22 protein-coding genes are annotated in these 23,779 nt (G+C 71.8%); 14 read left to right on the top strand and 8 right to left on the bottom strand.

What is annotated here, in order from left to right:
* Window positions 1-2: 2 nt before the first annotated feature.
* Genes ACQP00_RS11500 through alc form a run of 3 tightly spaced genes read left to right on the top strand, consistent with a single transcriptional unit; the run spans window position 3 to window position 3,432 of the window.
* Window positions 3-1,166: a DUF6986 family protein gene (locus ACQP00_RS11500; RefSeq protein ID WP_433218083.1), complete on the top strand. Its 1,164-nt coding sequence runs from the start codon at window positions 3-5 to the stop codon at window positions 1,164-1,166.
* Window positions 1,163-2,473: an allantoinase AllB gene (allB, locus tag ACQP00_RS11505; protein WP_433218085.1), complete on the top strand. Its 1,311-nt coding sequence runs from the start codon at window positions 1,163-1,165 to the stop codon at window positions 2,471-2,473. The genes ACQP00_RS11500 and allB overlap by 4 nt, the downstream gene beginning before the upstream one ends.
* A complete protein-coding gene (gene alc, locus ACQP00_RS11510; RefSeq protein WP_433218087.1) occupies window positions 2,470-3,432 on the top strand; it encodes an allantoicase in 963 nt (320 codons plus the stop codon). The genes allB and alc overlap by 4 nt, the downstream gene beginning before the upstream one ends.
* Here alc and ACQP00_RS11515 read toward each other — a convergent pair.
* Both ACQP00_RS11515 and ACQP00_RS11520 read right to left on the bottom strand, forming a co-directional pair.
* Window positions 3,429-3,929, bottom strand: a complete 501-nt coding sequence (locus ACQP00_RS11515) for a flavin reductase family protein (protein ID WP_433218089.1) — start codon at window positions 3,927-3,929, stop codon at window positions 3,429-3,431. The two genes, alc and ACQP00_RS11515, sit on opposite strands and share 4 nt — an antisense overlap.
* Window positions 3,930-4,420: 491 nt before the next feature.
* Window positions 4,421-4,924 (bottom strand): GNAT family N-acetyltransferase, encoded by a 504-nt coding sequence (locus ACQP00_RS11520; RefSeq protein ID WP_433218091.1) that lies wholly within the window; start codon window positions 4,922-4,924, stop codon window positions 4,421-4,423.
* Between the two features lie 93 nt (window positions 4,925-5,017).
* On the opposite strand from ACQP00_RS11520, the gene ACQP00_RS11525 reads away from it, so the two are divergent.
* The gene (locus ACQP00_RS11525; RefSeq protein ID WP_433218093.1) at window positions 5,018-7,138 is read left to right on the top strand and encodes a diguanylate cyclase domain-containing protein; all 2,121 of its coding nucleotides are present in this window, start codon (window positions 5,018-5,020) and stop codon (window positions 7,136-7,138) included.
* A gap of 49 nt (window positions 7,139-7,187) precedes the next feature.
* A complete protein-coding gene (locus tag ACQP00_RS11530) occupies window positions 7,188-7,709 on the top strand; it encodes a type 1 glutamine amidotransferase domain-containing protein (RefSeq protein WP_433218095.1) in 522 nt (173 codons plus the stop codon).
* Between the two features lie 70 nt (window positions 7,710-7,779).
* Here ACQP00_RS11530 and secA2 read toward each other — a convergent pair whose 3' ends face one another.
* Entirely contained in the window at window positions 7,780-10,107 is a 2,328-nt protein-coding gene (secA2, locus tag ACQP00_RS11535) for an accessory Sec system translocase SecA2 (RefSeq protein WP_433218097.1), read from the bottom strand.
* 364 nt (window positions 10,108-10,471) lie between these two features.
* On the opposite strand from secA2, the gene ACQP00_RS11540 reads away from it, so the two are divergent.
* Window positions 10,472-11,305: an NAD-dependent protein deacetylase gene (locus ACQP00_RS11540; protein ID WP_433223815.1), complete on the top strand. Its 834-nt coding sequence runs from the start codon at window positions 10,472-10,474 to the stop codon at window positions 11,303-11,305.
* Here the strand turns inward: ACQP00_RS11540 and ACQP00_RS11545 are convergent.
* Together ACQP00_RS11545 and ACQP00_RS11550 are read right to left on the bottom strand one after the other, a co-directional pair.
* Window positions 11,294-12,034, bottom strand: a complete 741-nt coding sequence (locus ACQP00_RS11545; protein ID WP_433223817.1) for a 3-keto-5-aminohexanoate cleavage protein — start codon at window positions 12,032-12,034, stop codon at window positions 11,294-11,296. The genes ACQP00_RS11540 and ACQP00_RS11545 overlap by 12 nt on opposite strands.
* A 117-nt stretch (window positions 12,035-12,151) precedes the next feature.
* A complete protein-coding gene (locus tag ACQP00_RS11550) occupies window positions 12,152-12,445 on the bottom strand; it encodes a DUF3040 domain-containing protein (protein WP_433218099.1) in 294 nt (97 codons plus the stop codon).
* 243 nt (window positions 12,446-12,688) lie between these two features.
* Between ACQP00_RS11550 and ACQP00_RS11555 the strand changes: the two genes are divergently transcribed.
* From ACQP00_RS11555 to ACQP00_RS11575, 5 genes are read left to right on the top strand one after another with little or no spacing between them, the layout of a single operon-like run.
* Complete coding sequence (locus ACQP00_RS11555) at window positions 12,689-13,570, top strand: hypothetical protein (RefSeq protein ID WP_433218101.1); 882 nt, start codon at window positions 12,689-12,691, stop codon at window positions 13,568-13,570.
* Window positions 13,571-13,610: 40 nt separating this feature from the next.
* A complete protein-coding gene (locus ACQP00_RS11560) occupies window positions 13,611-14,936 on the top strand; it encodes an AI-2E family transporter (protein WP_433218103.1) in 1,326 nt (441 codons plus the stop codon).
* Window positions 14,937-14,948: 12 nt separating this feature from the next.
* On the top strand, window positions 14,949-15,386 hold the full coding sequence (locus ACQP00_RS11565) for a nitroreductase family deazaflavin-dependent oxidoreductase (protein WP_433218105.1): 438 nt from the start codon (window positions 14,949-14,951) through the stop codon (window positions 15,384-15,386).
* Entirely contained in the window at window positions 15,383-16,249 is an 867-nt protein-coding gene (locus tag ACQP00_RS11570; protein ID WP_433218107.1) for a glycoside hydrolase family 88 protein, read from the top strand. Before ACQP00_RS11565 ends, ACQP00_RS11570 begins: the two co-directional genes overlap by 4 nt.
* Before the next feature lie 29 nt (window positions 16,250-16,278).
* Window positions 16,279-19,227: an Hsp70 family protein gene (locus ACQP00_RS11575; protein ID WP_433218109.1), complete on the top strand. Its 2,949-nt coding sequence runs from the start codon at window positions 16,279-16,281 to the stop codon at window positions 19,225-19,227.
* Between the two features lie 120 nt (window positions 19,228-19,347).
* Here ACQP00_RS11575 and ACQP00_RS11580 read toward each other — a convergent pair whose 3' ends face one another.
* Complete coding sequence (locus ACQP00_RS11580) at window positions 19,348-19,815, bottom strand: MarR family winged helix-turn-helix transcriptional regulator (RefSeq protein ID WP_433218111.1); 468 nt, start codon at window positions 19,813-19,815, stop codon at window positions 19,348-19,350.
* Between the two features lie 61 nt (window positions 19,816-19,876).
* Between ACQP00_RS11580 and ACQP00_RS11585 the strand changes: the two genes are divergently transcribed.
* The 3 genes from ACQP00_RS11585 to ACQP00_RS11595 all read left to right on the top strand — a co-directional run bounded on the left by ACQP00_RS11585 (window position 19,877) and on the right by ACQP00_RS11595 (window position 21,612).
* Window positions 19,877-20,674: an NAD-dependent epimerase/dehydratase family protein gene (locus ACQP00_RS11585; RefSeq protein ID WP_433218113.1), complete on the top strand. Its 798-nt coding sequence runs from the start codon at window positions 19,877-19,879 to the stop codon at window positions 20,672-20,674.
* Between the two features lie 190 nt (window positions 20,675-20,864).
* Complete coding sequence (locus tag ACQP00_RS11590; protein WP_433218115.1) at window positions 20,865-21,131, top strand: hypothetical protein; 267 nt, start codon at window positions 20,865-20,867, stop codon at window positions 21,129-21,131.
* Between the two features lie 19 nt (window positions 21,132-21,150).
* Complete coding sequence (locus tag ACQP00_RS11595; protein ID WP_433218117.1) at window positions 21,151-21,612, top strand: TspO/MBR family protein; 462 nt, start codon at window positions 21,151-21,153, stop codon at window positions 21,610-21,612.
* 10 nt (window positions 21,613-21,622) lie between these two features.
* Here ACQP00_RS11595 and ACQP00_RS11600 read toward each other — a convergent pair whose 3' ends face one another.
* Window positions 21,623-21,862 (bottom strand): hypothetical protein, encoded by a 240-nt coding sequence (locus ACQP00_RS11600; RefSeq protein WP_433218118.1) that lies wholly within the window; start codon window positions 21,860-21,862, stop codon window positions 21,623-21,625.
* Window positions 21,863-21,913: 51 nt separating this feature from the next.
* Window positions 21,914-23,701 (bottom strand): ABC transporter ATP-binding protein, encoded by a 1,788-nt coding sequence (locus ACQP00_RS11605; protein ID WP_433218120.1) that lies wholly within the window; start codon window positions 23,699-23,701, stop codon window positions 21,914-21,916.
* Between the last annotated feature and the right edge of the window lie 78 nt (window positions 23,702-23,779).

Here is a 23,779-nt window from a genome sequence, read left to right on the forward strand (position 1 = left end):
GCATGGCGCTGTCCGAGCGTGACCTCGACGAGCTGGCGGCCCGCGCGGAGCACCTGGACCGGCTCCAGCTGCCCGGCCAGACCGACGCGCGGCCCGGGCGGCAGCCGGTGCACACCGTCTACGTGCCCGCCGACCGGTTCGGCGCGGAGACCGTGGGGGAGTGGGGCACCGCGGCCCGGGCGCTGGTCCGCGACCACGGCCGCCCGCCCTTCCCGGACGCCATCGTCGAGATGGTGCTGGCCAAGCTCATGACCGAGCCGATCGAGGACCTCCGCGTCGACTTCGAGGACGGCTACGGCCGCCGCCCCGACGAGGAGGAGGACGCCCACGCGACCGCGGCCGGCACCGCGCTGCGCACCGGCCCGCCGCCGTTCTTCGGCCTGCGCTGCAAGAGCCTCGAGCCGGATACGGTACTGCGGGCAGCCCGCACCATCGACCTGTTCCTCACCGCACTCGGCCCGCCGCCCGACACGTTCGTCATCACGTTCCCGAAGGCCACCTCGGCCGGCCACGCCGACGCCGCCGTCCTGCTGTGCCGGCAGCTGGAGCACGCGCACGGGCTGGCCGAGGACACCCTGCGCTTCGAGCTGCAGGTCGAGACCCCGCAGGCGATTCTCGGCGCGGACGGCCGCAGCCCGCTCCCGGAGCTGATCGTCCGCTCGCAGGGGCGCCTGACGGGGCTGCACTACGGCACGTACGACTACAGCACGGCGCTCGGCATCGCCCCGACGTACCAGAGCCTCGAACATCCGGTCGCCGACCACGCCAAGGCCGTCATGCAGGTGGCCGCGGCCGGCACCGGGGTCGCGATCGCCGACGGCTCCACCAACATCCTGCCCGCCGGGTCCACCGAGGACGTGCACCGCGCCTGGGCCCTGCACGCCCGGCTGGTCCGCCGCAGCCTGGAGCGCGGCATCTACCAGGGCTGGGACCTGCACCCCGGGCACCTCGTCACCCGCTGGGGCGCCACCTTCGAGTTCTTCCACGACGGCGTGGACGAGGCCGTCCGGCGCCTCGGCCACTACCTGGGCCGCCGGGTGCGCGGCCACCTCGACGAGCCCGCCACCGCACGGGCCATGGCCCACTTCCTGCTGCGGGGGCTGCACTGCGGCGCCCTCGGCCCGGGCCACGTGCGCCATCCCCTCGGGGTGCTGGAGGCTTTGTGACCTTCTCCCTGCGCTCCCGGCAGGTCTACTTACCCGGCGGCCCCCGCGCGGCCACGGTGACCGTCGACGATGGACGGATTGCCGCGGTCACCGACTACGAGTCCACCGTGGACGGTCCGGTCACCGACCTGGGGGCGCTGGCGTTGCTCCCGGGCCTCGTGGACACCCACGTGCATGTGAACGAGCCCGGGCGTACCGAATGGGAAGGTTTCGCGACCGCCACCCGAGCCGCCGCGGCGGGCGGCGTCACCACGATCGTCGACATGCCGCTCAACTCGCTGCCGCCGACTACCTCCGTCGCGGCCCTGCGCGAGAAGCAGGCGGCCGCGCGGGGCAAGTGCTTCGTGGACGTCGGCTTCTGGGGCGGTGCCGTCCCCGGCAACGCGCGCGACCTGTTCCCGCTGCACGAGGCGGGCGTGTTCGGCTTCAAGAGCTTCCTGGTCGACTCGGGGGTGCCGGAGTTCCCGCCGCTGGACCGGGCCGGGCTGGCCGCCGCGTTCGCCTCCGTCGATGCCCTGTTCATCGTGCACGCCGAGGACCCGACCCGGCTGCACGACGCCCGGCCGTCCCGCGCGTACGCCGACTTCCTGGCCTCCCGCCCGGCCGCCGCCGAGGTGTCCGCAGTGGACACCGCGCTGTCGGTGGCGGCCGACACGAACCGCCGCGTGCACATCCTGCACCTGTCGGCGGCGGACGCCCTGACCTCGCTGCGCCGGGCCCGCCTGGCCGGCGTGCGCGTGACGGCGGAGACGTGCCCGCACTACCTGACGCTGGAGGCGGCGGCGGTGCCGGATGGCGCTACGGAGTACAAATGCTGCCCTCCGATTCGTGACGGGGCGAACCAGGACCGGTTGTGGGGCGGGCTCGCCGACGGCACCATCTCGATCGTCGTCTCGGACCACTCCCCGTCGACCCCGGCGCTGAAGGCCCGCGGCACGGGCGACTTCGCGGCGGCGTGGGGCGGGATCGCGTCGCTCCAATTAGGACTGTCCGCGGTATGGACGGCGGCCCAGGAGCGCGGCTTCACCCTCGCCGACGTGGTCCGCTGGATGTCCTCGGGCCCGGCCGACCTGGTGGGACTGCGGAACAAGGGCCGGATCGCGCCCGGCGCCGACGCGGATCTGGTGGCCTTCGACCCGACGGCGACGTTCGTGGTGGACCCCGCGGCCCTGCTGCACCGCCACCCGGTCACCCCGTACGCGGCACGATCGCTGAGCGGCGTGGTGCGCACGACGTGGCTGCGCGGCGAGCCGGTGGGCGCGACGCCGCGCGGCCGATTCCTGCGGCGGGAGGATGCTGCCCGATGACGTTCACCGACCTGACCGATCTGGCCTCCCGCCTGCTGGGCGGCGGGGTGGTGGCGGCGAACGACGAGTTCTTCGCGGCCATGGACAACCTCGTCAACCCGGCGCCGTCGGAGTTCGAGACGTGGACGTACGGTCCGAAGGGAAAGGTGTACGACGGCTGGGAGACCCGCCGCCGCCGCTCCCCGGGCCACGACTGGGCGATCGTCCGCCTCGGCGCCCCGGGCCACATCCACGGCGTGGTGGTGGACACGGCCCACTTCACGGGCAACTTCCCGCCGTACGTCTCGCTGGACGCGGTGGCCCTGCCCGGCCACCCGTCCCCGGCCGACCTGGCGGCGGCCACATGGACCGAGCTGCTGCCGAAGTCACCGGTGAAGGGCGACGCGCGCAACCACTTCGCGCTGACCCCGGGCCCCCGCTACACGCACGTCCGCCTCAACATTTACCCGGACGGCGGCGTGGCAAGGCTGCGGGTGCACGGCGTCGCCGAGCCGGATCCCGCGCTGCTGCACGGCCTCACGGTGAACCTGGCCGCGATGGAACTGGGCGCGGTGGTGGCGGGGTGCAGCGACATGTTCTACGGCTCGCCGGGAAACCTGCTCCTGCCGGACCGGGCACGGCAGATGAGCGAGGGCTGGGAAACAGCGCGTCGCCGAGTCCCCGGGAACGAATGGGTCCTGGTGCGGCTGGCGACTCCGGGCCGGGTGCGGTTGATCGAGTTCGACACCACGCATTTCAAGGGCAACGCGCCGGGGGAGGCCTCGCTGCGCGCGACTTCCGACCCCGGGCTCCATTCCTGGTGGGATCTGCTGCCCCGGACGCCCGTACAGCCGGACACCCGGCACTTCTTCCGCGTGGATGCCGCCGACGCGGCCTCGCATGTGCGGCTGGACATCTACCCCGACGGCGGCGCGGCGCGGCTGCGGCTGTGGGGGGAAAGTGTCGTACCGGGGGTTTAGAGTCCGGTGTAGGTCCCGTCGTGATAGACGAGGGGGGTAGCTCGGGCGTCGTCGTGGTGCTCGGCCTGGACGGGCGACGCGATGACGATGACATGGTCGCCGGCCTCGACCTGGTTGACGACCCGGCAGATGAGGACCGCCAGCGGCCCGTGGAGCACCGGCACTCCTTCGGGCCCTTCGTGCCAGCTTCCGATCCTCGAGTACTCGGCGAACCGATCAATCCCCGGCGTGGCGAAGACGCGCGCGACCTCTTCCTGCTGCGCCGTCAGGACATGGACCGCGACGAGCGCGGCTTCGCTGATGGCGGGCCGGGCGGACCCGGCCTGCGCGACACAGAACGACACCAGCGGCGGATCGAGCGAAACGGAGGTGAACGAGGTCGCGGTGAACCCGGCGCCGGCCGCTCCGGGGCGGGGAGCGGTGACGACAACGACAGCCGCGGCGTGCCGCCTGAGAACCCGCCGGAACAGACCGGCCTCAATCCCGGCGATGGTCACGAGCTAACCCTACCCATGGGTACATACCCGAACCTCATCCCGAGCGGCCCACGTCACACCGAACGCCCCAACAGCCCCACCCGCCCCTCACTGCACCGCGCCCCTCGCCGCCGCACGCCGCCCCTCGCCGCCGCACCGCGCTCCTTACCGCACCGCGCCTGGGCCGTCCTCAGCGGCTGCGGACTGCTCGCCCTCGCGCTCGGCTTCGTCGCCACCAGCCGCTGGGCGAGATCCGCCGCCGCTCGCAACGGCCGGCGCCTGGCCGTCGCGCCGGCTCCCGAAGCGCAGTAACCCAGCGCCACCAGCCGCCCGCCAGCCGCTGGGCCGAATCCGCCGCGGCTCGCAACGGCCGGGTCCACGTTCGCGGCGTGCACCGGCGGCCGGCGGCCCACGTTCGCGCGTCATGCAAGCGGGCGCGGACCTGGTGAACCTGGTCAAGCAGCCTGGCCGTCGCGCCGATTTCCGAGGCTCAGTAACCAGCAGGCCGGCAGCTACGACACTCGGCGGGGGAGGTTGAGTCGCATCGAGGTGTTGGTCTCGCGGGTGAAGCCCAGCCGCTCGTAGACCGCCAGCCCGTCCTGGGTGGCAAAGAGGCGGACCGTCGGCACGTCCCGCTCCGTGAACCAGGCCAGCAGCGCCTCCAGGCAGGCCGTGGAAAGGCCTTGTCGCCGGTACGGCCCGTCCGTGGCCACATTGAACACGTAGCCGAGCCGGCCGTCGGGGTTGCCCGGCGCGCCCAGCCGCTCCTCGATGGTGCCCACCGCGCAGGCGGCCAGCCCGGGCGAGCCGTCGGGGCGGTCCACCACGAACGCGGCCAGGGTCGCGTCCGGGTCCGGCAGGCGCCGGCGCAGTGCCACGGCGGAGCGGTGGGACCAGTCGCCCGGCGCGACCGGGCCGGCCTCCATCGCCTCCAGCATGACGATCCGCAGGCGAATCAGCTCATCGGTGTCGGCCGCGGTAGCGCGGCGGACGGGCGGGCGGACCGGGTGGGGCACGGGGACCGACGGTAACCGGCGGTGCAGGGGTAAACAAACGATATCCGTGTGAGGGATTGTCGCACCGAATGTGAAAGTTCCTGGAATACTCCGATGGTGGTCCAGGGGCGGGTCATCGGGGTGCTGTCCCCCTTTGTCGGCGGGACGTACTACGGGCGCCTCGTGAGTGCCGTCGCGGCGGCCGCCGAGCGGCGGGGCAGCCGGACGATCGCCGTGCAGACGCTCGACGCCGCCGCCGACATGAGCATCAACGGGGGCAATCCGGCGTTTCAGGAGCCGGTGGCGTGGCGGCAGGCCGAGGGGTTCGTGGTGCTCGCCGACGCCGTCACCCCGGCCTATCTGGCGCGGCTGCGGCGGGCCGGCAAGCACGTGGTCCTCGTCGGGCATCAGGAGGAGCACTTCCCCGCGGTACTGCCCGACAACGGCACCAGCATCCGCGAGATCGTGGCCCACCTGCGGGCGCACGGGCACAGCCGGATCGCGTTCACCGGGTACCTGGCGGCCACCGACGTCGCCGAGCGCTATCAGGCCTATCGCCGTGCCGTCGAGGCGGTCGGCGGCGGGGCCGATCTGTTCCTGCCCGCGTCGGACAATCTCGACAGCGGGATCACCTGGAGCGCCGAGGACTGGCGGGCGACCGGGGCCACCGCGCTCATCGCCGGCACCGACCGCAACGCGATCGGGGCGCAGCGGATGCTCGCCGCGGCCGGGCTGCACTGTCCGGGCGACTACGCGCTGACCGGGTTCGACAACATCGACGTCGCCGCGTTCCTGCGGCCCGAGCTGGCCAGCGCCGCCCAGCCGCTCGACGCGATGGGGGAGCGGGCGGTCGACCTGCTGCTGCGGGCGCTCGGCGGGGAGGCGGTCGGGACCACCCGGCTGCCGGCGGTCTTTCTGCCGAGGTCTTCCTGTGGGTGTACCGACTTCGCCGGCACCCTGCCGCCCACCTCGGCGCCGGAGGGGCGGGAGCGGCTCGCGGAGCGGTTCCGGGGTGCGTTGCCGCCGCCCGGGCTGCGGCTTCCCGGGTCGGGCACCGCCGTCGACGAGGCGGTCGAGGCCACGGTCAAGGCGGTCGTGGCGGAGGCGCCCGAGGACGTGGTGCGGGCCACCGGCGTGCTGCAGCGGCTGTACGCGCTGAACCCGTCGCTGGAGACGCTGCGGCTGATCTTCCGGGCCATCCAGGAGTACGCCGGCACGATCACCGGGCTCGATGTGGCCGCCGCCGGGCGGGTCGGGGGCCGGGTGCAGGAGCTCATGATGGTGCTCGGACGGGCGAACAACGGGGTCCAGTTCGCCGATCGGCGTCATCTGCGGTCGCTGATCAGCATGCAGTACACGCTGAACACGGCTCTTCTGTATAACCGCGACACGGACCCGCGGGATCCGTCCTGGCTGGCGGCGACGCCGGCGACCGCGGCGGCCATCGCGCTGCGCGGGCCCGGTGGGGAGCTGACCCGCGGGCCGGGGTGGCGGCGGGCGGCGGGGCCGGCGATTCCGGGCGGGCCGACGACGATCGACGCGTTCCCGCCGGCCGAGCTGATCGCCGCGGCCGGGCCCGGGCAGGCCGTCGTGCTGGTGCCGGCCAAGATCAGCGCGAGCGACCGGGGCTGGCTGGCCGTCGTGGACACCGTCGAGTGCGACGTCGAGGACGGGCGGGAGCTGGCCAACCAGTGTGCCGCGCTGCTGACCGTGGCCCTGGACCTGCGCGAACAGGAGGACCGGCTGCGCCGCAGCGCGCTGTCCGACCTGCTCACGGCGCTGCCGAACCGGGCCTCGTTCCTGGCCACGCTGGAGTCGGCGGTCGCGCGGGCGGACGCCGGCGGGCCGCCGTTCACGCTGCTCTTCCTCGACCTGGACGGGTTCAAGAAGGTCAACGACACGCTCGGGCACGCGGCCGGCGACGAGTTGCTCGTGCACGTGGCCAAACGCATCCGCGGCAGCCTCCGGTCCAGCGACGTTGCGGCCCGCTTCGGGGGAGACGAGTTTCTGGTACTGCTCCCAGGTGTCACCGCCGGCCTCGTCCAGACCGAGATCGTGGACCGGCTCGGCGCCGCCATCCGCGCCCCGTTCAACCTCGCGGCGGGGCCGGTGCGGATCGGGATCAGCATCGGCGCGAGCACGAGTGAGCTGCATCGCACCGCCGAGCAGTTGCTGCACGACGCCGACGCCGCGATGTACCGCGTGAAGGCCTCGTCGGGTTGGGCGCCCGCATAACGGGTACCGGAATGGCGTACAAAACCGCTCGAAAAGGAGGACGAGAGCGATGGATGTCGCGTTCCTGGTTTCCAAGGAGGGCATCGAGCAGGTCGAGTTGACCGAGCCCTGGAAGGCGGTCGAGCACGGGGGCCACACGCCGCGGCTGGTCTCGCCCGAGCCGGGGCAGGTCCGCGGGTACAACCACCTCGACCCGGCCGACACGTTCGACGTCGACGTCACGGCGGCCGACGCGCGCCCCGGCGACTACGCGGCCCTGGTGCTGCCCGGCGGCGTCGCCAACGGTGACCTGCTGCGCTGGCAGCCGGCCGCGGTCGAGTTCGTGCGCGGCTTCGCGGCCCTGGGCCGCCCGATCGCGGTGATCTGCCACGGCGGCTGGATCCTCATGGAGGCCGACGCCGTCCGCGGCAAGCGGATCACGTCGTGGCCCTCGATGCAGACGGACTTCCGCAACGCCGGCGCCACCTGGGTCGACGAGGAGCTGGTGGTGGACGGCAACCTCATCAGTAGCCGCAAGCCGAAGGACCTGCCCGCGTTCAACGAGGCGCTGCTCAAGGCGCTCGAACAGTAGCGCTTTTCGTGTAACAACCACGGCAAAGGCCGCCGCTTGCGAGAAGCGGCGGCCTTTTCGCGGTACCGGATCAGGACTTCTTGACGCCCTTGCCACTGCGGAACAGCTTGACCATGCCGGCGAAGAACCGCTCCATCTCGGAGCCGAACGGGTTGTCGCTGACGACGTAGGTCCAGGTCGCGCTCGGCCGCACCAGGCCCGCGTCCTCCGGCTCCCAGTCGGGCCCGTCGATCTCCAGCTCGTCGAACTCGGCCACCATGCGGTTGTCGATCTCGGCCAGCAGGCCGCGGAACGCCGGGATGGCCTCGCGGTGGAACTCGTCCAGCGGGTCCTGCGAGCCGAGCACCCGCAGGTGGATGCCCTCCCGCAGTTCGCTCATGTCGGCCAGGTGCTCCGACCACGCCTGGTCGGCGTGGAACAGGGCGATGACCCGGGCGATCCGCAGCAGCGTCTCCTCGCCCAGCTCCTCGGCCAGCTCGTTGTACTTGTCCGGGGACCGCTCGGCGAGCAGCTCGGCCGCCGCGTCGGTGGTGAGCAGCTCCTCGCGGCGCTTGCCGTGCAGCTGGCGGTGCTGGTCGAGCAGGTAGTTGTACCGCCACGTGTTGCGGTGGATCTCCAGGTTGACGGTCTCGGCGACCCGCTGGGCGGAGCCGATGGCCCACCGCACGTCCTCGTCCTCGATCGCGCCCTCGGCGTCGGCCTGGCCCATCGGCATCGGCTCCGGGCCGTACCGCTCGATGAGCTCGTCCTCCAGGGAGACGAAGAACATCGACTCGCCCGGGTCGCCCTGCCGGCCGGCGCGCCCGCGGAGCTGGTCGTCGATGCGGCGGGAGTCGTTGCGGGCGGTGCCGATCACGAACAGCCCGCCGAGCTCGGCGACCCGCTCGCGCTCCTTCTCGTCGCTGCCGCCGAGGCGGATGTCGACGCCGCGCCCGGTCATCTGGGTGGAGACGGTCACCGCCGACGCCGCACCGGCCTCGGCCACGATCCCGGCCTCGGCCTCGTCGTTCTTGGCGTTGAGGACCACGCACTCCACGCCCTCCTCGGCGAGGGTGGCGGCCAGCCGCTCCGACTCGGCCACGCTCAGGGTGCCGATGAGCACCGGGCGCCCGGTCGCGTGCATGGCGACGATCTCGGCGACGACCGCGATGTCGCGCTCCTCGGCCGAGGCGTAGACGCGGTCCGGCCAGTCCTTGCGGATGTTGGGCAGGTGCGGCGGGATGACCGCGACCTCGAGCTTGTAGAACTCGCGGAGCTGGTCGCCGACGGGCATCGCCGTTCCGGTCATGCCACAGATCCGCTTGTACTGCGTGAGGAACGCCTGCACCGTGATGGTCTGCAGGACGGTGCCGCCGCCGCTCGAGCGGATCTTCTCCTTGGCCTCGACCGCGGCCTGCAGCCCGTCGGGCCAGCGGCGCCGCTGGGCCACCCGGCCGCGGAACTCGTCGATGAGCTCGACGCGCTCCTCGCGCACGATGTAGTCCACGTCCCGGGCCAGCAGCGCCTCGGCGTGCAGGGCCAGGTTGACCGCGGTGAGGAGGTCGACGTTCTCCTCGGCGTACAGGTCGACCTCGAGCGCCTGCTCGACCTTGGCCAGCCCGCGGGTGGTCAGGTGGGCCGTGCGCCCCTCGTCGACCACCTCGTAGTCCCGGTCCCGGTGCAGCCCGCCGACGATCTCGGCGATGGCCATCGGCTGGTCCTCGGTGGCGATCGTCGAGCCGGCCAGCACCAGCGGCACCCGGGCCTCGTCGATCAGGATGGAGTCGGCCTCGTCGACGATGACCGTGGCGAACTCGCGGTGCACCCGGTCGGCGGTGTTCGTCACGATCGAGTCGCGCAGCAGGTCGAAGCCCGCCTCGCTGACCGAGACATACGTGATGTCCTGCGCGTACGCGGTGCGCCGCTCGTCCGGCGTCGAGCCCTCGTTGACCCAGCCGACGGTGAGGTCGAGCAGCTCGTACACCGGGCGCATCCACTCGGCGTCGCGCCGGGCCAGGTAGTCGTTGACCGTGATCACGTGGACCGGCCCCTGCGCGGCATACCCGGCGGCGGCGATCGCGGCGGTCAGCGTCTTGCCCTCACCGGTGGCCATCTCGACGACGTGCCCGGCGAGGAGGACCTGGGCGCCGAGGAGCTGCACGTCGTACGGCCGCTCGTCCAGGGCCCGCTTGGCCGCCTCCCGCCCGAGCGCGCACGCCTCGACGAAGTCCTGCGTGTCCTCGCGCTGGTGCAGTGCCGTGGCGGCGGCACGAAGCTCGTCGTCGGTGAGCTCGGACAGCTCGGCCTCGCGCTTCTCGATCTCCGGCAGCAACGCGCGCATCGGTTCGAGGTCGATCGTGGTGCCCGGCTGCTCCTGCAGCTTGCGGCGCCACGCGTTGAATTTGCTCACCAAACCCATGCCGAACACGATACGTCCCCCGCCGCACCCACTGTGCGCCCCGTCACGGACGCCTTCGGCGACCAGGGACATGTCGCTTATTTCGGACATGGCGCGCATCCCACTACATTTCCATAGAGAACCAGGTGCGGTTTTGAGGGGGTGTGGGTGGAGCGAAGCTCCCCCACCGCTTTTCAGGACATTCGACGGTCCAACCCCGCCGCCAAGGCGCCCATACAGTGCTGAGACCTTCCAGTGCCCGTCCAGCCCCAGTGGGTTGTGAAAACCCCGCTGCCAAGGCGCCCATACAGCGAAAGACCTTTCAAGCTCAAAAAAACTCGCGTGCTCATGCTCATAAGATCCGCCCCGCGCCGCGCGAGGCAGTATTGAGCACGTGGAACAGTCAGTCGCGGCGCTCAGTGCGCTTGTCGGCAAAGGCGGGGTGCTCGTGCTCAGTGGGGCCGGGCTCTCGACCGAGTCCGGAATCCCCGATTACCGCGGCCCCAGCGGCATCCGCCGCAACGCCCAGCCGATGACGTACCAGACGTTCACGCGCGATCCGATCGCGCGGCGGCGGTACTGGGCGCGCAGCCACCTCGGCTGGCGGACCATCGCGCGGGCCGCGCCCAACGCCGGCCACCACGCGGTCGGGCGGCTGGAGGGGCTCGGCCTGCTCACCGGGGTCATCACGCAGAACGTCGACGGGCTGCACCAGGCCGGCGGGGCGGACGGGGTCGTCGAGCTGCACGGGGCCCTCGATCGGGTGGTCTGCCTGGCGTGCGGCGAGCTGTCCGCGCGCGGCGAGCTCGATGCCCGGCTCGGCACGGCCAACGCCGGGTACGCCGCGGTCGCCGGCGAGGTCAATCCCGACGGGGACGTGGACCTCACCGACGAGCAGGCGGCCGACTTCGTGGTGGTGGACTGCACCGGCTGTGGGGGCCTGCTCAAGCCCGACGTCGTGTTCTTCGGCGAGACGGTGCCGGCACTGCGGGTACAAACTTGCTTCGAGCTTGTTGAAAAATCCGCGGCCCTGGTGGTGCTGGGATCGTCGCTGACCGTGATGTCGGGGCGGCGGTTCGTGGTGCGGGCGGCTAAGCTCGGGCTGCCGATCGCCATCGTGAACCAGGGACCGACGCGCAGCGATGCGCTGGCCACGATCCTGCTCGACGCTCCGCTGGGCGCCGTGCTCTCGCGGGTGGCCTGGGACCTACGCGGCTGAACGGGCGGCGGACCAGTGGCCGAGCGCCAGCCGTACCAATGCGGCGTTGTCCTGCACCGGCTGGCCGTCCGGGCCGGTCAGCGTGTCCTCCAGCCCGATCCTCGTGGGCAGCCCGAGGCGGCCGGCCAGCGCGATCATCGGCCAGCAGGTCGCACCCTCGCCGTGCAGCAGCCGCTCGCCGCCCACGCCGACCTCGTCGAGCCGGGCCAGCACGGCCTCGGCGTCGACCTCGGGGCGCATGATCTCGACGAGCACGCGGGGCACGCCGCCGGCGATCGACAGGGCGCCCGCGTCCTCCAAGGTCCACACGCCCGCCTCGACCGCGATGCCGAGCTCGCCCAGCGTGGCGGCGAGCGCGGTGAAGCCCGGCTCGGAGACGTTCACCGAGGCGAAGTCGGGTCGCTCGTACTGTGAAAGCTTCTCCCACCCGCCCACCGCTTCCTGGCGCGCGGCGACGTCCCGGCCGGTGATCCACAGGCCGGTGGTCACGCCGACGGGGGTGTCGGGGCAGGTGCGCCGGACCGCCGCGACGGCCGCGCCCACGTCCGCGGCGGCCAGCGACTCGGCCCCGCGGCCGTCGCGCGGGTGCAGGTGGACCGCCTCCGCGCCGGCCGCGACCGCGTTCTGGGCGGCGGCGGCCAGCTCCTCGGGCGAGGTGGGCAGCGCCGGGTGCGCGCCGGGCGGGCGGCCGCCGTTCAAAGCCACCTTGAGCCGGGCAATTGGGGGCATCACCGCACAACTGTCGCGCTTCGCCCGGCCGCTCGCAAGATCGGCGCGCGGGGGGCCGGAAAAACACGAGTCCCCGGCGCCCTTGGGGGAAGGGGCCGGGGATCGCGGAAGGTCAGATCAGAGTTCGGGGTCTATCGAAGGGGCCGGCGGCTCGGGGTGGGCCGACCGGTAGGTCCAGACGCCGCCGGCGACGCCCACCGCGCAGATCGCCAGCACGGTCCAGAAGACAGTGCCCGCGGCCAGGCCGATGATGACTCCGACGATTGCGGCAATGGCGATGACGACCGCGGTCACCCGGCGGGGCGTGATCCGGCGAGTCATGGCCCGGTTGAATCCGTTGACGAAGCGCGCGTCGCTCTGCAACGCGGCTTCGATGTCTGCGAGCCGCTTCTGCTCGCTCTCGCTGAGCATGACGCCCAACCTCCTCCGACGGGCCTGCCCGGTGCGCGACGTGTACCCGCTGCGATCGATCGTCACACACAAACGGCCGCTGTGGGTCGGCCAGTTGGCGCCAAGTGGAATTTCGCAGGTCAGCGCCGTGACGATTCGCGGCTTTTGTCGGAAGCGACGACCTGCGAAAGATGCGCCCGTATGCCATTCTCGACGGCGAATGACAGGCAATGCGTGCGTGAACGTTGCGGGAGGACAGGGATCGTGGACCCGAGCAGCCAGTGGCAGCAGCCGGACCCGAACAGCGGCTACGGACAGCAGCCGCCCCAGGGCGGGTACCCGCAGTACCCGCAACAGCCGCCGCAGTACCCCCAGCAGCCGCCCCAGTATCCCCAGCAGCAGCCCGCGCAGCCGTACTCCGCCGCCCCGTACGCCACGCAGCCCTACAGCGCGCCGCCGGCGTACCAGCAGCCGCAGTACCAGCAGCCGCAGTATCAGCAGCAGCCCCCGGCGTACCAGACCTCGGCCCCGCCGCTGCAGGACGGGTCGGGCCGGCGCAACCGCTTCTTTCCCGCGCTCATCATCAGTTCGGTGCTGCTCGTCATTGTCGTGGTGGCGATCGTCGTGGTGGCGCTCAACCGCGGCTCCGACACCCCGAGCAGCCCGCAGGCCGGCGCCTCCACGCAGAGCGGCCCGGTCGACAAGTGCCTGGTCGGCAAGTGGAAGCAGACGACGTACCAGAAGCTCGTCGACCTCACCGGCACCGACACCGCGACCCGCGCGAACATCACCAAGCCGATCAAGATGACCGGCGGCGGCAAGCTCTGGGAGATCAAGGCCGACGGTGAGGCCATCGAGGACGACACGAACACGGTGTACAACGGCAAGACCGACGACGGGCGCACCGTCACGGCGACCTGGGCCGGGCGCACCGAGTGGAAGATGACCACCAAGGACGGCCAGATCTCGTACGCCGGCGGCGAGGCGACCACCGTCGTGACGATCAGCGTCGACGGCGTGGACAAGGGCCGCATCGAGCTGGAGCCGAACCTCGACGACACGAAGTACACGTGCAACGGAGACATCTGGCGCACGTCGAGCAAGGACAACGACGACGATTTCTCGCGATACGACCGACAGAAGTAAGAACCGGTTGATCGCACCCCGTTAGGGGTACAGCCGAGGCATGGCGCAGTGGATTACTGAGGTCGGCGAGCGCGCACGGACGCGCCTGAGCACGGCGCGGCGCGTTCCGCCGTTCACGGTGACGGGACCGGTGGAGGTCCGGCCGGCGTCCACTGTGGAGGACGGCATCCCCCGCGGCATCAAGGTCGCGGGGGCCTGGGCCTGGCGGATCGTACTGTTCATCCTGGCCATCTACCTGCTGCTGCGCCTCATCGCCGCGCTGCGCCTCATGGTCATCCCGGTGGTCGTGGCGATCCTGCTGGCCGCGCTGCTCGAGCCGGTGGCGGGGTTGCTGCGCAAACGGGGCCTGAACCGGTCGCTGGCCGCCGCGATCGTGCTGGTCGGCGGCCTGGTGGTGGTCTTCGGCGGCCTCGGCGCCATCGTGACCACGTTCATCGCCCAGTTCGACACCCTCACCGGCCGGGTCGGCGAGGGGCTGGACGAGATCCAGAGCTGGCTGGCGTCCGGGCCGCTGCACATCTCCGAGAAGCAGCTCAGCGACACCATGAGCTCGCTGGAGAAGCAGGTCACGGCCAACCGGAGCATGCTCACGACCGGCGCCCTGAGCACCGCGACCACCCTGGGCGAGGTCGTCACCGGCTTCTTCCTGGTGCTGTTCACGCTCTTCTTCTTCCTGCGCGACGGCGGGCAGATCTGGTCGTTCCTGTGCCGGCTGCTGCCGCGCCAGGCCCAGCTGCCGGTGGCGCGGGCCGGGCACTACAGCTGGTACACCCTCGTCTCCTATGTCCGCGCCACCGTCCTGGTCGCGTTCGTCGACGCGCTCGGCATCGGCATCGGCCTGGCGGTCCTGCGGGTGCCGCTGGCCCTGCCGCTGGCCGCGCTCGTGTTCCTCGGCGCGTTCATCCCGGTCATCGGCGCCACGCTGTCCGGCGCGGTCGCGGTGCTCGTCGCGCTGGTCACCAACGGGCCGGTCAGCGCGCTGCTGGTGCTGGCGGTCGTGATCGCCGTACAACAGCTGGAAGGGCACGTGCTCCAGCCGCTGATCATGGGCCGCGCGGTCGCCCTGCACCCGCTCTCGGTCATCCTGGCGATCACGACGGGCGTGGTGGCGGCCGGCATCGTCGGCGGGCTCGTCGCCGTGCCGCTGCTCGCGGTGGGCAACACCGCCATCCGGTACCTCGCGGAACACCCCGACGGCGAGCCCACCGACAACCAGGCCGCCCCCGGCACCGAGCCGACCGACGACGACGAGCGGCGCGAGGAGGACGCCGAGGAACGGGCGGCCGACCCGGAACGCGAGCGGGTGGAACGCGCGTCGAGCGGCACCGGGCCGGGTAGCGTCGACGGGGAGATCAAGGATCAGTGAGGAGCGAGCACCATGCCGTTGTCCGGTGAGTACGAGCCGAGCCCGACCGACTGGTCGCGCGACCAGGTCGAGCTGTACGAGCGCACCAACGGCGCCGAGGGCAACACCCTGCGGGGGCGACCGGTCATCGTGCTGACGTCGCTGGGCGCCAAGTCGGGCAAGATCCGCAAGACGCCGCTGATGCGCGTGGAGCACGACGGCGAATATGCCGTGGTGGCCTCGCTCGGCGGCGCGCCGAAGCACCCGGTCTGGTACCACAACCTCGTCGCCAACCCGCACGTCGAGCTCCAGGACGGCCCGGTCAAGCAGGACTACACGGCCCGCGAGGTCACCGGCGAGGAGAAGGCCGAGTGGTGGGAGCGCGCCACGGCGACCTGGCCGGACTACGCGGAGTACCAGAAGAAGACCGACCGGCAGATCCCGCTCTTCGTGCTCACGCCGCAGCGTTGACCGACCCGGTCCTCCTGACGCTGCTGGCCATGCAGCGCCAGAACTGGGAGCAGGGCGTGGCCGTCCACGCCCTGCTCGACCTGGGCCACACCGACCTCGCCGCCCGGCTCTCCCGCGACTCGGTCGTGCACCAGTCGCCGGACGGCCGCCTGGGCACGATCGGCGGGGAGCGCGGCGCCGTGAATTCGGCGTCGCTTTATCAGGGTGTTGTACTGGTTGATCCGGCCGCCGCCGCGCGCCAGCTCGACTGGGTCGTCAACGGTGCCCCGCGCGCCTCGGACGGCACGCTCTACCACGTGCTGGACACGCCCGAGGTGTGGGCGGACTCGGTGTACATGGTCGTCCCGATGCTCGCCCTGGCCGGGCGCCCCGACCTGGCTGTTCAGCAGGTTTTGGGCCATCGCGCTGCCCTGTGCCGCGACGGCCTCTACCTGGCCGCGGACACGCGCCCGTCTCTGTGGGGGACCGGGAGCGGGTGGGTCGCGGCCGGGCTCGCGCGGGCCATCCACCACGCCCCTGACCTGGGCGCCGATTTGGCTGGGCATGCGCGCGAAGTCATCGACGCCTGCATCTCGTACCGGCGGGAGGATGGGCTTTTCGGGGACGTGCTCGACGATCCGGGGAGCTTCCGCGAGGCCAACCTGGCGCAGATGCTCGCGTACGCCGCCTACACCGGGGTGGCGGACGGGTGGCTGCCGTCCTCGTACCGTGCGCTGGCTGACTCGCTCGTCGCTGCCGTCGAACCGTACGTGGTCGACGGGGTGGTGACGTCGGTGTGCGGGGCGCCGTCGTTCGACCGGCCGGGCACCTCGGCGGAGGCGCAGGCGTTCCACCTGATGGCCCGGGCGGCTGCCGCGCGTTAGGGTTTGGTCGCGGCTCGTACATTGGGGGCGTGGCTTACCGGCTCGGCATCGACCTGGGCACCTCCACGACCGTTGCCGTGCTTTCGGGTCCCGGGGCGGCGCGGCGGCCTTTGCTGTTCGACGCTTCGCCGCTGCTGTCGTCGGCGGTCTTCGCGGGGGAGCCGGCGGTCCTCCCGGGGGAGCCGGCGGCCTTCGCGGGGGGTGGGTCTGCGCTGCTGACGGGGCTCGATGCTGAGCGGGCGGCGGTTGCGCAGCCGGCCGGTCTTGAGGCGAACCCGAAGCGGCGGATCGACGACGGGACGATTTGGCTGGGTGAGCGGGAGTACGCGGTCGCCGAGGTGCTGGCCGCGATCCTCCGCCGCGTCGCCATCGAGGCCCACCGCGTGGCGGGTGATCCCATCGGTCCCGACGGGCGTTGGGCGGGCGGCGAGTCTGGGCGGGTCGAGGGCGGGTTCGTCGGTTCTGGCGGCCTCATCGGGGACGTGGTGCTCACCCATCCGGCGGCGTGGGGGCGGACGCGGCTCGGGTTGCTCTCGGAAGCTGCCGCGCGGGCCGGGTTGGGCGAGGTCGGGCTGGTCGCCGAGCCGGTGGCGGCCGCGGCGTACTTCGGCACGGTGCGCGACCTTCGGCCCGGGCAGACCGTGGTGGTCTATGACCTCGGGGCCGGGACCTTCGACGTGAGCGTGGTGCGGCGGGCGGAGGGCGGGGGCTTCGCGGTGCTGGCCGCGGACGGGCTGACCGACGTCGGCGGGCTCGACCTCGACGCGGCGGTGGTGCAGCACGCGCGGGCGCTGACGCCGGGGGCGGCCGCGGCCTGGGGGCGGCTCGACTGGCCGCAGGACCGGGCCGATCAGGCCGCGCGGCGGGCGCTGTGGACGGGGGCGCGGGCGGCCAAGGAGCAGCTGTCCCGGCACGCCACGGCCGACCTGCACCTGCCGCTGGTCGACACGAACCTGCACCTGACCCGCGAGGAGTTCGAGGCGGCGGCGAGACCGTACCTCGACCGGACCGTCGCGCTGACCGTCCAGGTCCTGCGCGACGCGGGCGCCGTGCCGGAACGCATCGCCGGCGTCTTTCTCGTGGGCGGGTCGTCCCGCATCCCGCTCGCGGCCACGCTGCTGCACCGGAAGCTGCGCATCGCCCCGACGGTCGTCGACCAGCCGGAACTGGTCGTGGCCGAAGGCAGCCTGCTCGCGCCGGCCACGCGCTGGGAGACGACCCTCCCGACCGAGGAGCTCACGCCAGTCATCGCGATCCGCCCGTCGACAACCTATTCTAAGCTGTCCACAGTGGACTCTGCGTTCGCCTGGAACCCGCCGGGTGCGGCCCGGCGAACGGAAAACCGTTCCGCCGCAACGGAAACTCCGGCAACCTCGACGGAAACTCCGGCAACCCAGGCGGAAACTTCGGCAACCTGGGCGGAAACTCCTACGGCCTTGCCGGAAACGTTGCCCGCCGCACCGGAAACCTCGCGCACCTTGCCGGAAACTGCGACTGCCTCGACGGCAACGCTGCCCGCCGCGTCGGAAACTCTGCCCGCCGCGTCGGAAACTCTGGCCGACCGATCCGGGAGCCGGGCCGCCGGGGATTCGGTGCCGGTAGGTCGGGCCGCCGTGGAGCTCGAGCCGAAGTCCGGGTCGACGCGGCCGGTCGCGGCGGAGCCCGTGGGGTCGGCAGATCCCGTGGTCGAGTCGTCCGAAACCGTGGTCGCACCGTGGAAACCGGCCGTCGCGCCGTCCAGAGCCGAGGTCACGACGTCGGAACCGGTAGCGGCGGTGTCGAAGCCGGTGGACGTGCCGTCCGGACCGGTCGCCCCGGCGGTCGTTCCGTCGCAATCCGTGGGTGCGTCGTCGGGGCCTGGGGCTGGTTCCGTGGGTGCGTCGTCAGGACCCGGGGCTGTTTCCGTGGGCGCGGCGGCGGGGTCTGGGGCTGTTTCCGGAGGTGCGGCGCCGGGGTCTGGCGTCGTTGCTGCGGGTGGTGCGGCTTCGCGGAGCCGTCGGCGGCTCTTCATTGCGGCGGCCCTGGTGCTTGTCTTGGTGGCGGGCGTTCTCGGGGTGCGGTACTGGTTGCGCGGGCCCGTCGTGGCCGAGCTGCGGGGAGCCGTCGGGGCCGTCCGGGCCGTGGCGTTCAGTCCGGACGGTGAGCTTCTCGCGGCCGTCGGGGATGACAAGACGCTGCGGCTGTGGGACGTCGACGGGGAGAAGGCCACCGTTCTGACCACGGCGGCGTCGGGGCGGGCGGTGGCGTTCAGCCCGGACGGGAGGTTGGTGGCGGCGGGAGGGGAGGATCGGCGCGTACACCTTTGGGATGTGGAAACGCGCCAGGAGCGGCGGCAGAGTTTGCAGGGTGGCACGCCGTTCGCCGTGACCGCGCTCAGCTTTGCGCGGGACGGGAAGACGCTCGTGGCCGGTGGTGACGGGGGCATTGCCGTGGTGCTCGACGTGGAATCGGGCGCTCAGGTGGCCGAGTTCGACGTGTTCAACCCCGGGGCCATCACCGCCGTCGCCTTCAGCCCGGCCGCCGGCGAGGCCGACGAGGTGGCGTTGGGCGGGGCTTCGAGGGTGATCGCGGTGTACACGTCGAAGGAAAACGGCCGTCGTCTGCCCGTCGAGGAATCGGTCCAGCACGCGGACACCATCCGCGCGGTGGCCTTCAATCCGCAGGGGACGCTGCTCGCCAGTGGTGGGGCCGACCGGCAGATCCTGCTGTGGACGGGGCAGGCCGGGGTGGTCGCTTCGCGGCTGACGGGCTCGGCGGGGGCGGTGAACGCCGTCGCCTTCGACCGGGACGGGCGGGTGCTGGCGAGTGGGGGCGAGGATCAGGTGGTACACCTGTGGGATCCCGGTGCTCACAAGCTGATCCGGTCGTTCGATCAGGCGCACAGCCCGATCGACGCGCTCGCCTTCTGCCCAGCGCGCGCCGACCGCCTCGCCACCGGCACGCGGGACGGCGTCGTGCGAATTTGGGACGTCGGCTGAAGCCCCTTCGCCACGACCTGCGTGCGGCGTTGGTCGCGCGAGTCAACGCGTGGGTCGACGTCGGCTGAGGTCGCGTCGCTACGACTTGCGTGCGGCGTTGGTGCCGTGGGGCCGCTGGATTCAGCTGAAGTCCTGGTCCGAGGATGCGCGGCCGGCTTCGGTGACCTGGTTCAGGAATTTGGCCAGCAGGGCCAGTTCAGCTTCGTCGTAGTCGGCGCACAAGTCGTCCATGCGGTCGTTCATGCCTGCGAACAGGGCGTAGATCTCGGCGTTGCGCTCGCGGAGGGCGCGGATCTGCACCGCGCGGCGGTCGTCCGGGTCTCGTTCGCGGGCGACCCAGCCGCCGCGTTCCAGGCGGTCCAGTACGCCGGTCATCGTGGCTGGGTGCAGGCCGGTGTGGCGGGCCAGGGCGGTCGGGCTCAGGGGGCCGTGGCGGTGGATCACGTCCAGGCAGTCGAAGTCGACGTCCTTGATTTCCAGCTGGGCGCCTACCCGGTGGTTGAGCAGGGTGAGCTGGGTGCCGAGCGCGCGCAGTGATTCCTTGACGGCGTTTGTCGCCCGGCGGCGTGACTGCGGTACGGAACTCATATAGTATGAACCTCGTAAGATATTGGTCTCGGATAGAAACCATACCGGAGAGGGAGCTGTCATGATGCTGGTCACTGGTGCTACGGGCACCGTCGGGCGCCATCTTGTCGCGGCGCTGGAGGCTGGTGGGCACAAGGTGCGGGGGGTCAGTCGGTCCGGCGGGGGCAGCGCGGAGGACATCCTGCGGGAGGGTGGGGTCGAGGCGCTGTTCCTGCACCCGCGCGCGGTGGGGGAGCGGGCCGGGGAGCTGGCCGCGTTGGCCCGGGAGTGCGGGGTGCGGCGGATCGTGGCGCTGTCGGCGATGAACGTCGACGATCCGGACGAGTACCAGCCGTCGCGGCTGGCCGGGGATCGCAATCGCGAGGCGGAGCAGGCCGCGGCCGGGAGTGGGCTGCCGTGGGTCTCGCTGCGCGCGAGTTCGTTCGCGGGCAACACCGTCCGGGCGTTCGGGGCGCAGGTGCGGGGCGGGGACGTCGTGCGGTACACCTTCCGGGGCTTCGAAGAATCGCTCCTCGACGAGCGGGATCTCGGCGAGGTCGCGGCGGCGGCGCTGCTCGGGGCGGGGGACGGGGTGCTGGAATTGACCGGGCCGCAGTCGCTCAGTCATGGCGAGCAGGTCGCGATCATCGGGGCGGTGCTCGGCCGGGCGCTGCGGTTCGAGGAGGTCCCGCCCGAGGTCGCGGCGCGGGGCATGATCGGCGGTGGCATGCCGGCGGCATTCGCGGAGGCGCTCATGGACCGGTACCGGCGGCATCTCGATCGCCCGCAGCACCCGCCGACCGACGGGGTGCGCGCGATCCTGGGGCGGCCGGCGCGCACGTTCGCGCAATACGTGGAGGCGCATCGAGCATCGTACTGAGCCGACGGCCGGCGTTCCCGCAATGCCGCGGATGGCCGGTGTGCCCAAGACGAAAGGCGTCAAAGGCGAAGGGCGTCAAAGGCGAAGGGCGTCATAAACCGAAAGGCGTCAAAGCCGAAGTGCGTCAAAGGCGAAGCGCGAACGGCGGTAAGGGGAGGCGTATCGAGCGCCGTTCTGATATGCGTTGGGCATGACGGGACTGTTGCTGGTGGCGTTGGTCGAGCTGGTGTCGGAGGCTTCAGCGGAGTACGAAGACGAGGTCCTGGCCCTTCTGCCCCGGCACGGCGGCGCCCTGGAACGGCGGCTGACCAGCGGCCGTAAGGAGGTGCAGATCATCCACTTCGCGGCGCGCGACGGGCTGGAAGGGTTCATGGCCGACCCGGAGCGGCTGGCGTTGCGGGAGCGGTTCGGGGCCGACGTGCCCGCGACGCGGGTGCTGGAGGTGAGGCCGCGCTAGGGGTGGGTATCAGCTCGATATGCGCGTTCCCACATGGCTCAAAACGACCGCCGCGGTGACTCTCGCGGCCGGGGTCGGGTCGCTGGTCACGAAGCCGGGCGACTCGTGGTACCGGCGCTTGGACAAGCCGTCCTGGCAGCCGCCGCGGCAGGCGTTTCCGCTGGTGTGGACGCCTTTGTACGGTCTGATCGCCCTCGCCGGCGCCCGTGCCCTCGACGCGGGCAAGGGGCGCGAGCGGCGGGACTTCGCGATCGCGTACGGGACCAACCTGGCGCTCAACGCCGGGTGGACCGCGGTGTTCTTCGGCGCGCGCAAGCCCGGCGCCGCGCTGGCCGAGATCGCGCTGCTCAACGCGTCGAACGTCGACCTGCTGCGGCGGGCGTGGAAGGCCGATCGGGCGGCCGGAGCCGCCCTCGCGCCCTATGTGGCCTGGACCGGCTTCGCGACCGCTCTGAACGCCGCGATCGTGCGCCGGAACTGAGAGCTACCGCTCAGCCGTTGTTGCGCTGCTTCCACGTGGCCACGGTGGCCTCGAGGCGGCGCTGGTTGCGGGTGCTGCCGAGGCCGCGCTTGGCCTTGCCGTACAGCCAGATGCCCCCGCCCACCACGAGCGCGCCGACGATGAGGTATCCGAGCACACTGAACAGGGCGTGGAACACCCACACGGCGATCGCGCCGACCACGAACAGGCCCACGACGACCGCGATGGCACCAACCAGGAAACGACCCATGCACCTAGCATGCTCCTGCCGCGCCACCGCCGTCATCAGGGACTCCCCGGATCAGGCGGCCAGGGTGGCGTAGGTCCCATCGGCCGAGAGCAGCGACGAGTGCGTCCCGCGCTCGACGATCCGCCCGTGGTCGACCACCGCGATCTGATCCGCGTCCCGCACGGTCGACAGCCGGTGCGCGATCGTGATCGTCGTGCGACCTTGGGCCAGGTCGTCGAAGGCGCGCTGGACGGCCCGCTCGGTCTCGTTGTCCAAGGCGCTCGTGGCCTCGTCGAGGACCAGAATCCGCGGATCGCGCAGCAGCGTGCGGGCGATCGCGATGCGCTGCTGCTCGCCGCCGGAGAAGCGGTACCCGCGCGAGCCGACGACGGTGTCGTAGCCCTCCGGCAGCCCGGCGATCAGGTCGTGGATCCGCGCCGCGCGCGCCGCCGACTCGATCTCGGCGTCGGTCGCGTCCGGCTTGGCGTAGCGGAGGTTCTCCCGGACGGTGGTGTGCAGCAGATACGTCTCCTGGCTCACCACGCCCACGATCGCCGCGAGGTCGGTCAGCCGCAGGTCGCGCAGGTCGACGCCGTCGATGGTGATCCGGCCGGCGCCCGGGTCGTGCAGGCGGGCGATGAGCGCGGCGATCGTGCTCTTGCCCGAGCCGGTCTCACCGACAAGAGCCAAAGACGTTCCCGCCGGTACGTCCAGTGAGACCCCCGCCACCGCCGCCGCATCGCTGCCGGGGTAGGTGAACGTGACGTCCTCGAACCGCAGATGGCCGCGCACGTCGCGGAGCTGCTTGGGGTGGGCCGGCTCGGCGACCTCGACGGGCAGGTCCAGGTACTCGAAGATCCGCGCGAACAGCGCCAGCGAACTGGTCAGCTGCACGCCGACCCCGAGCAGGCCCATCAGCGGGCGGAACAGTCCGGCCTGCAGGGAGGTGAAGGCGACGAGGGTACCGATGCTGAGGGACCCGGCCGTCATCGGCAGTCCCGCGCTCAGGTAGATGACCGCCGGGATGGCGGCGAAGATGATGCTCATCGAGGCCATCCGCCAGCGGCCGGCCAGCTCCGAGCGCAGTTCGAGGTCGATCAGCCGGGTGGAGGACTCGGTGAAGCGGCCCACGACCGCGGCGCCGGCGCCCATCGTCTTGGACAGGCGCACGCCGCTGACGGACAGGCCCTCCTCGATGGTCACGTTGAGGTCGGCCAGCTCCCGCTGGCGCTGGGCGGTGATCTCGCGGCGCATGCTCGCGACCTTGCGGGTCAGGTAGATCGCGGGCGGCAGCACGACGAGCGACACCAGGGAGAGCCGCCAGGACAGCGCGGCCATGGCCACGGCGGTGGCGACCGCGGTGGTGAGGTTCGAGGCGATGGACGTGGCGGTGTTGGTGACGACCGCCTCCATCCCGCCGATGTCGTTGGTGATGCGGGACTGCACCTCGCCGGTGCGCGTACGCGTGAAGAAGCCGACGGACTGCCGCTGCAGGTGGGTGAACACGTCGACGCGCAGGCGGTGCATGACCAGCTGGCCGACCTTGGTCGACTGCCAGGTCTGGATCACCCCGAGCGCCGAGGTCACGGCGGCGACGGCGACCATGCCGAGCACCAGCCAGACCAGCAGCCGGACGTCCTTGCCGGGCAGCGCGCGGTCGATGACCTCGCGCAGCAGGAACGGCGAGGCCATCGAGATGATGGACGACGCCACGATGATGAGCACCACGAGCGCCAGGCGGCGGCGGTGGGCGGTGAACAGCCGGCCGATGCGGGCCAGCGACACCTGCTTGGCCTGCTGCTTCTCGGCGGCGCTGAGTTTGCGGGACCCGCGGACGCGGGTGGGGGGATTGGGCTCCAAGGGGAACACCTCTCGTTCGGGAACAATGCTGAGGTTACCTCACTATGAGGGAACAACACAAAGCTTTGGTACCGTATT

This window comes from Dactylosporangium sp. CS-047395 (assembly GCF_050942185.1).
Taxonomy (GTDB): Bacteria; Actinomycetota; Actinomycetes; order Mycobacteriales; family Micromonosporaceae; genus Dactylosporangium.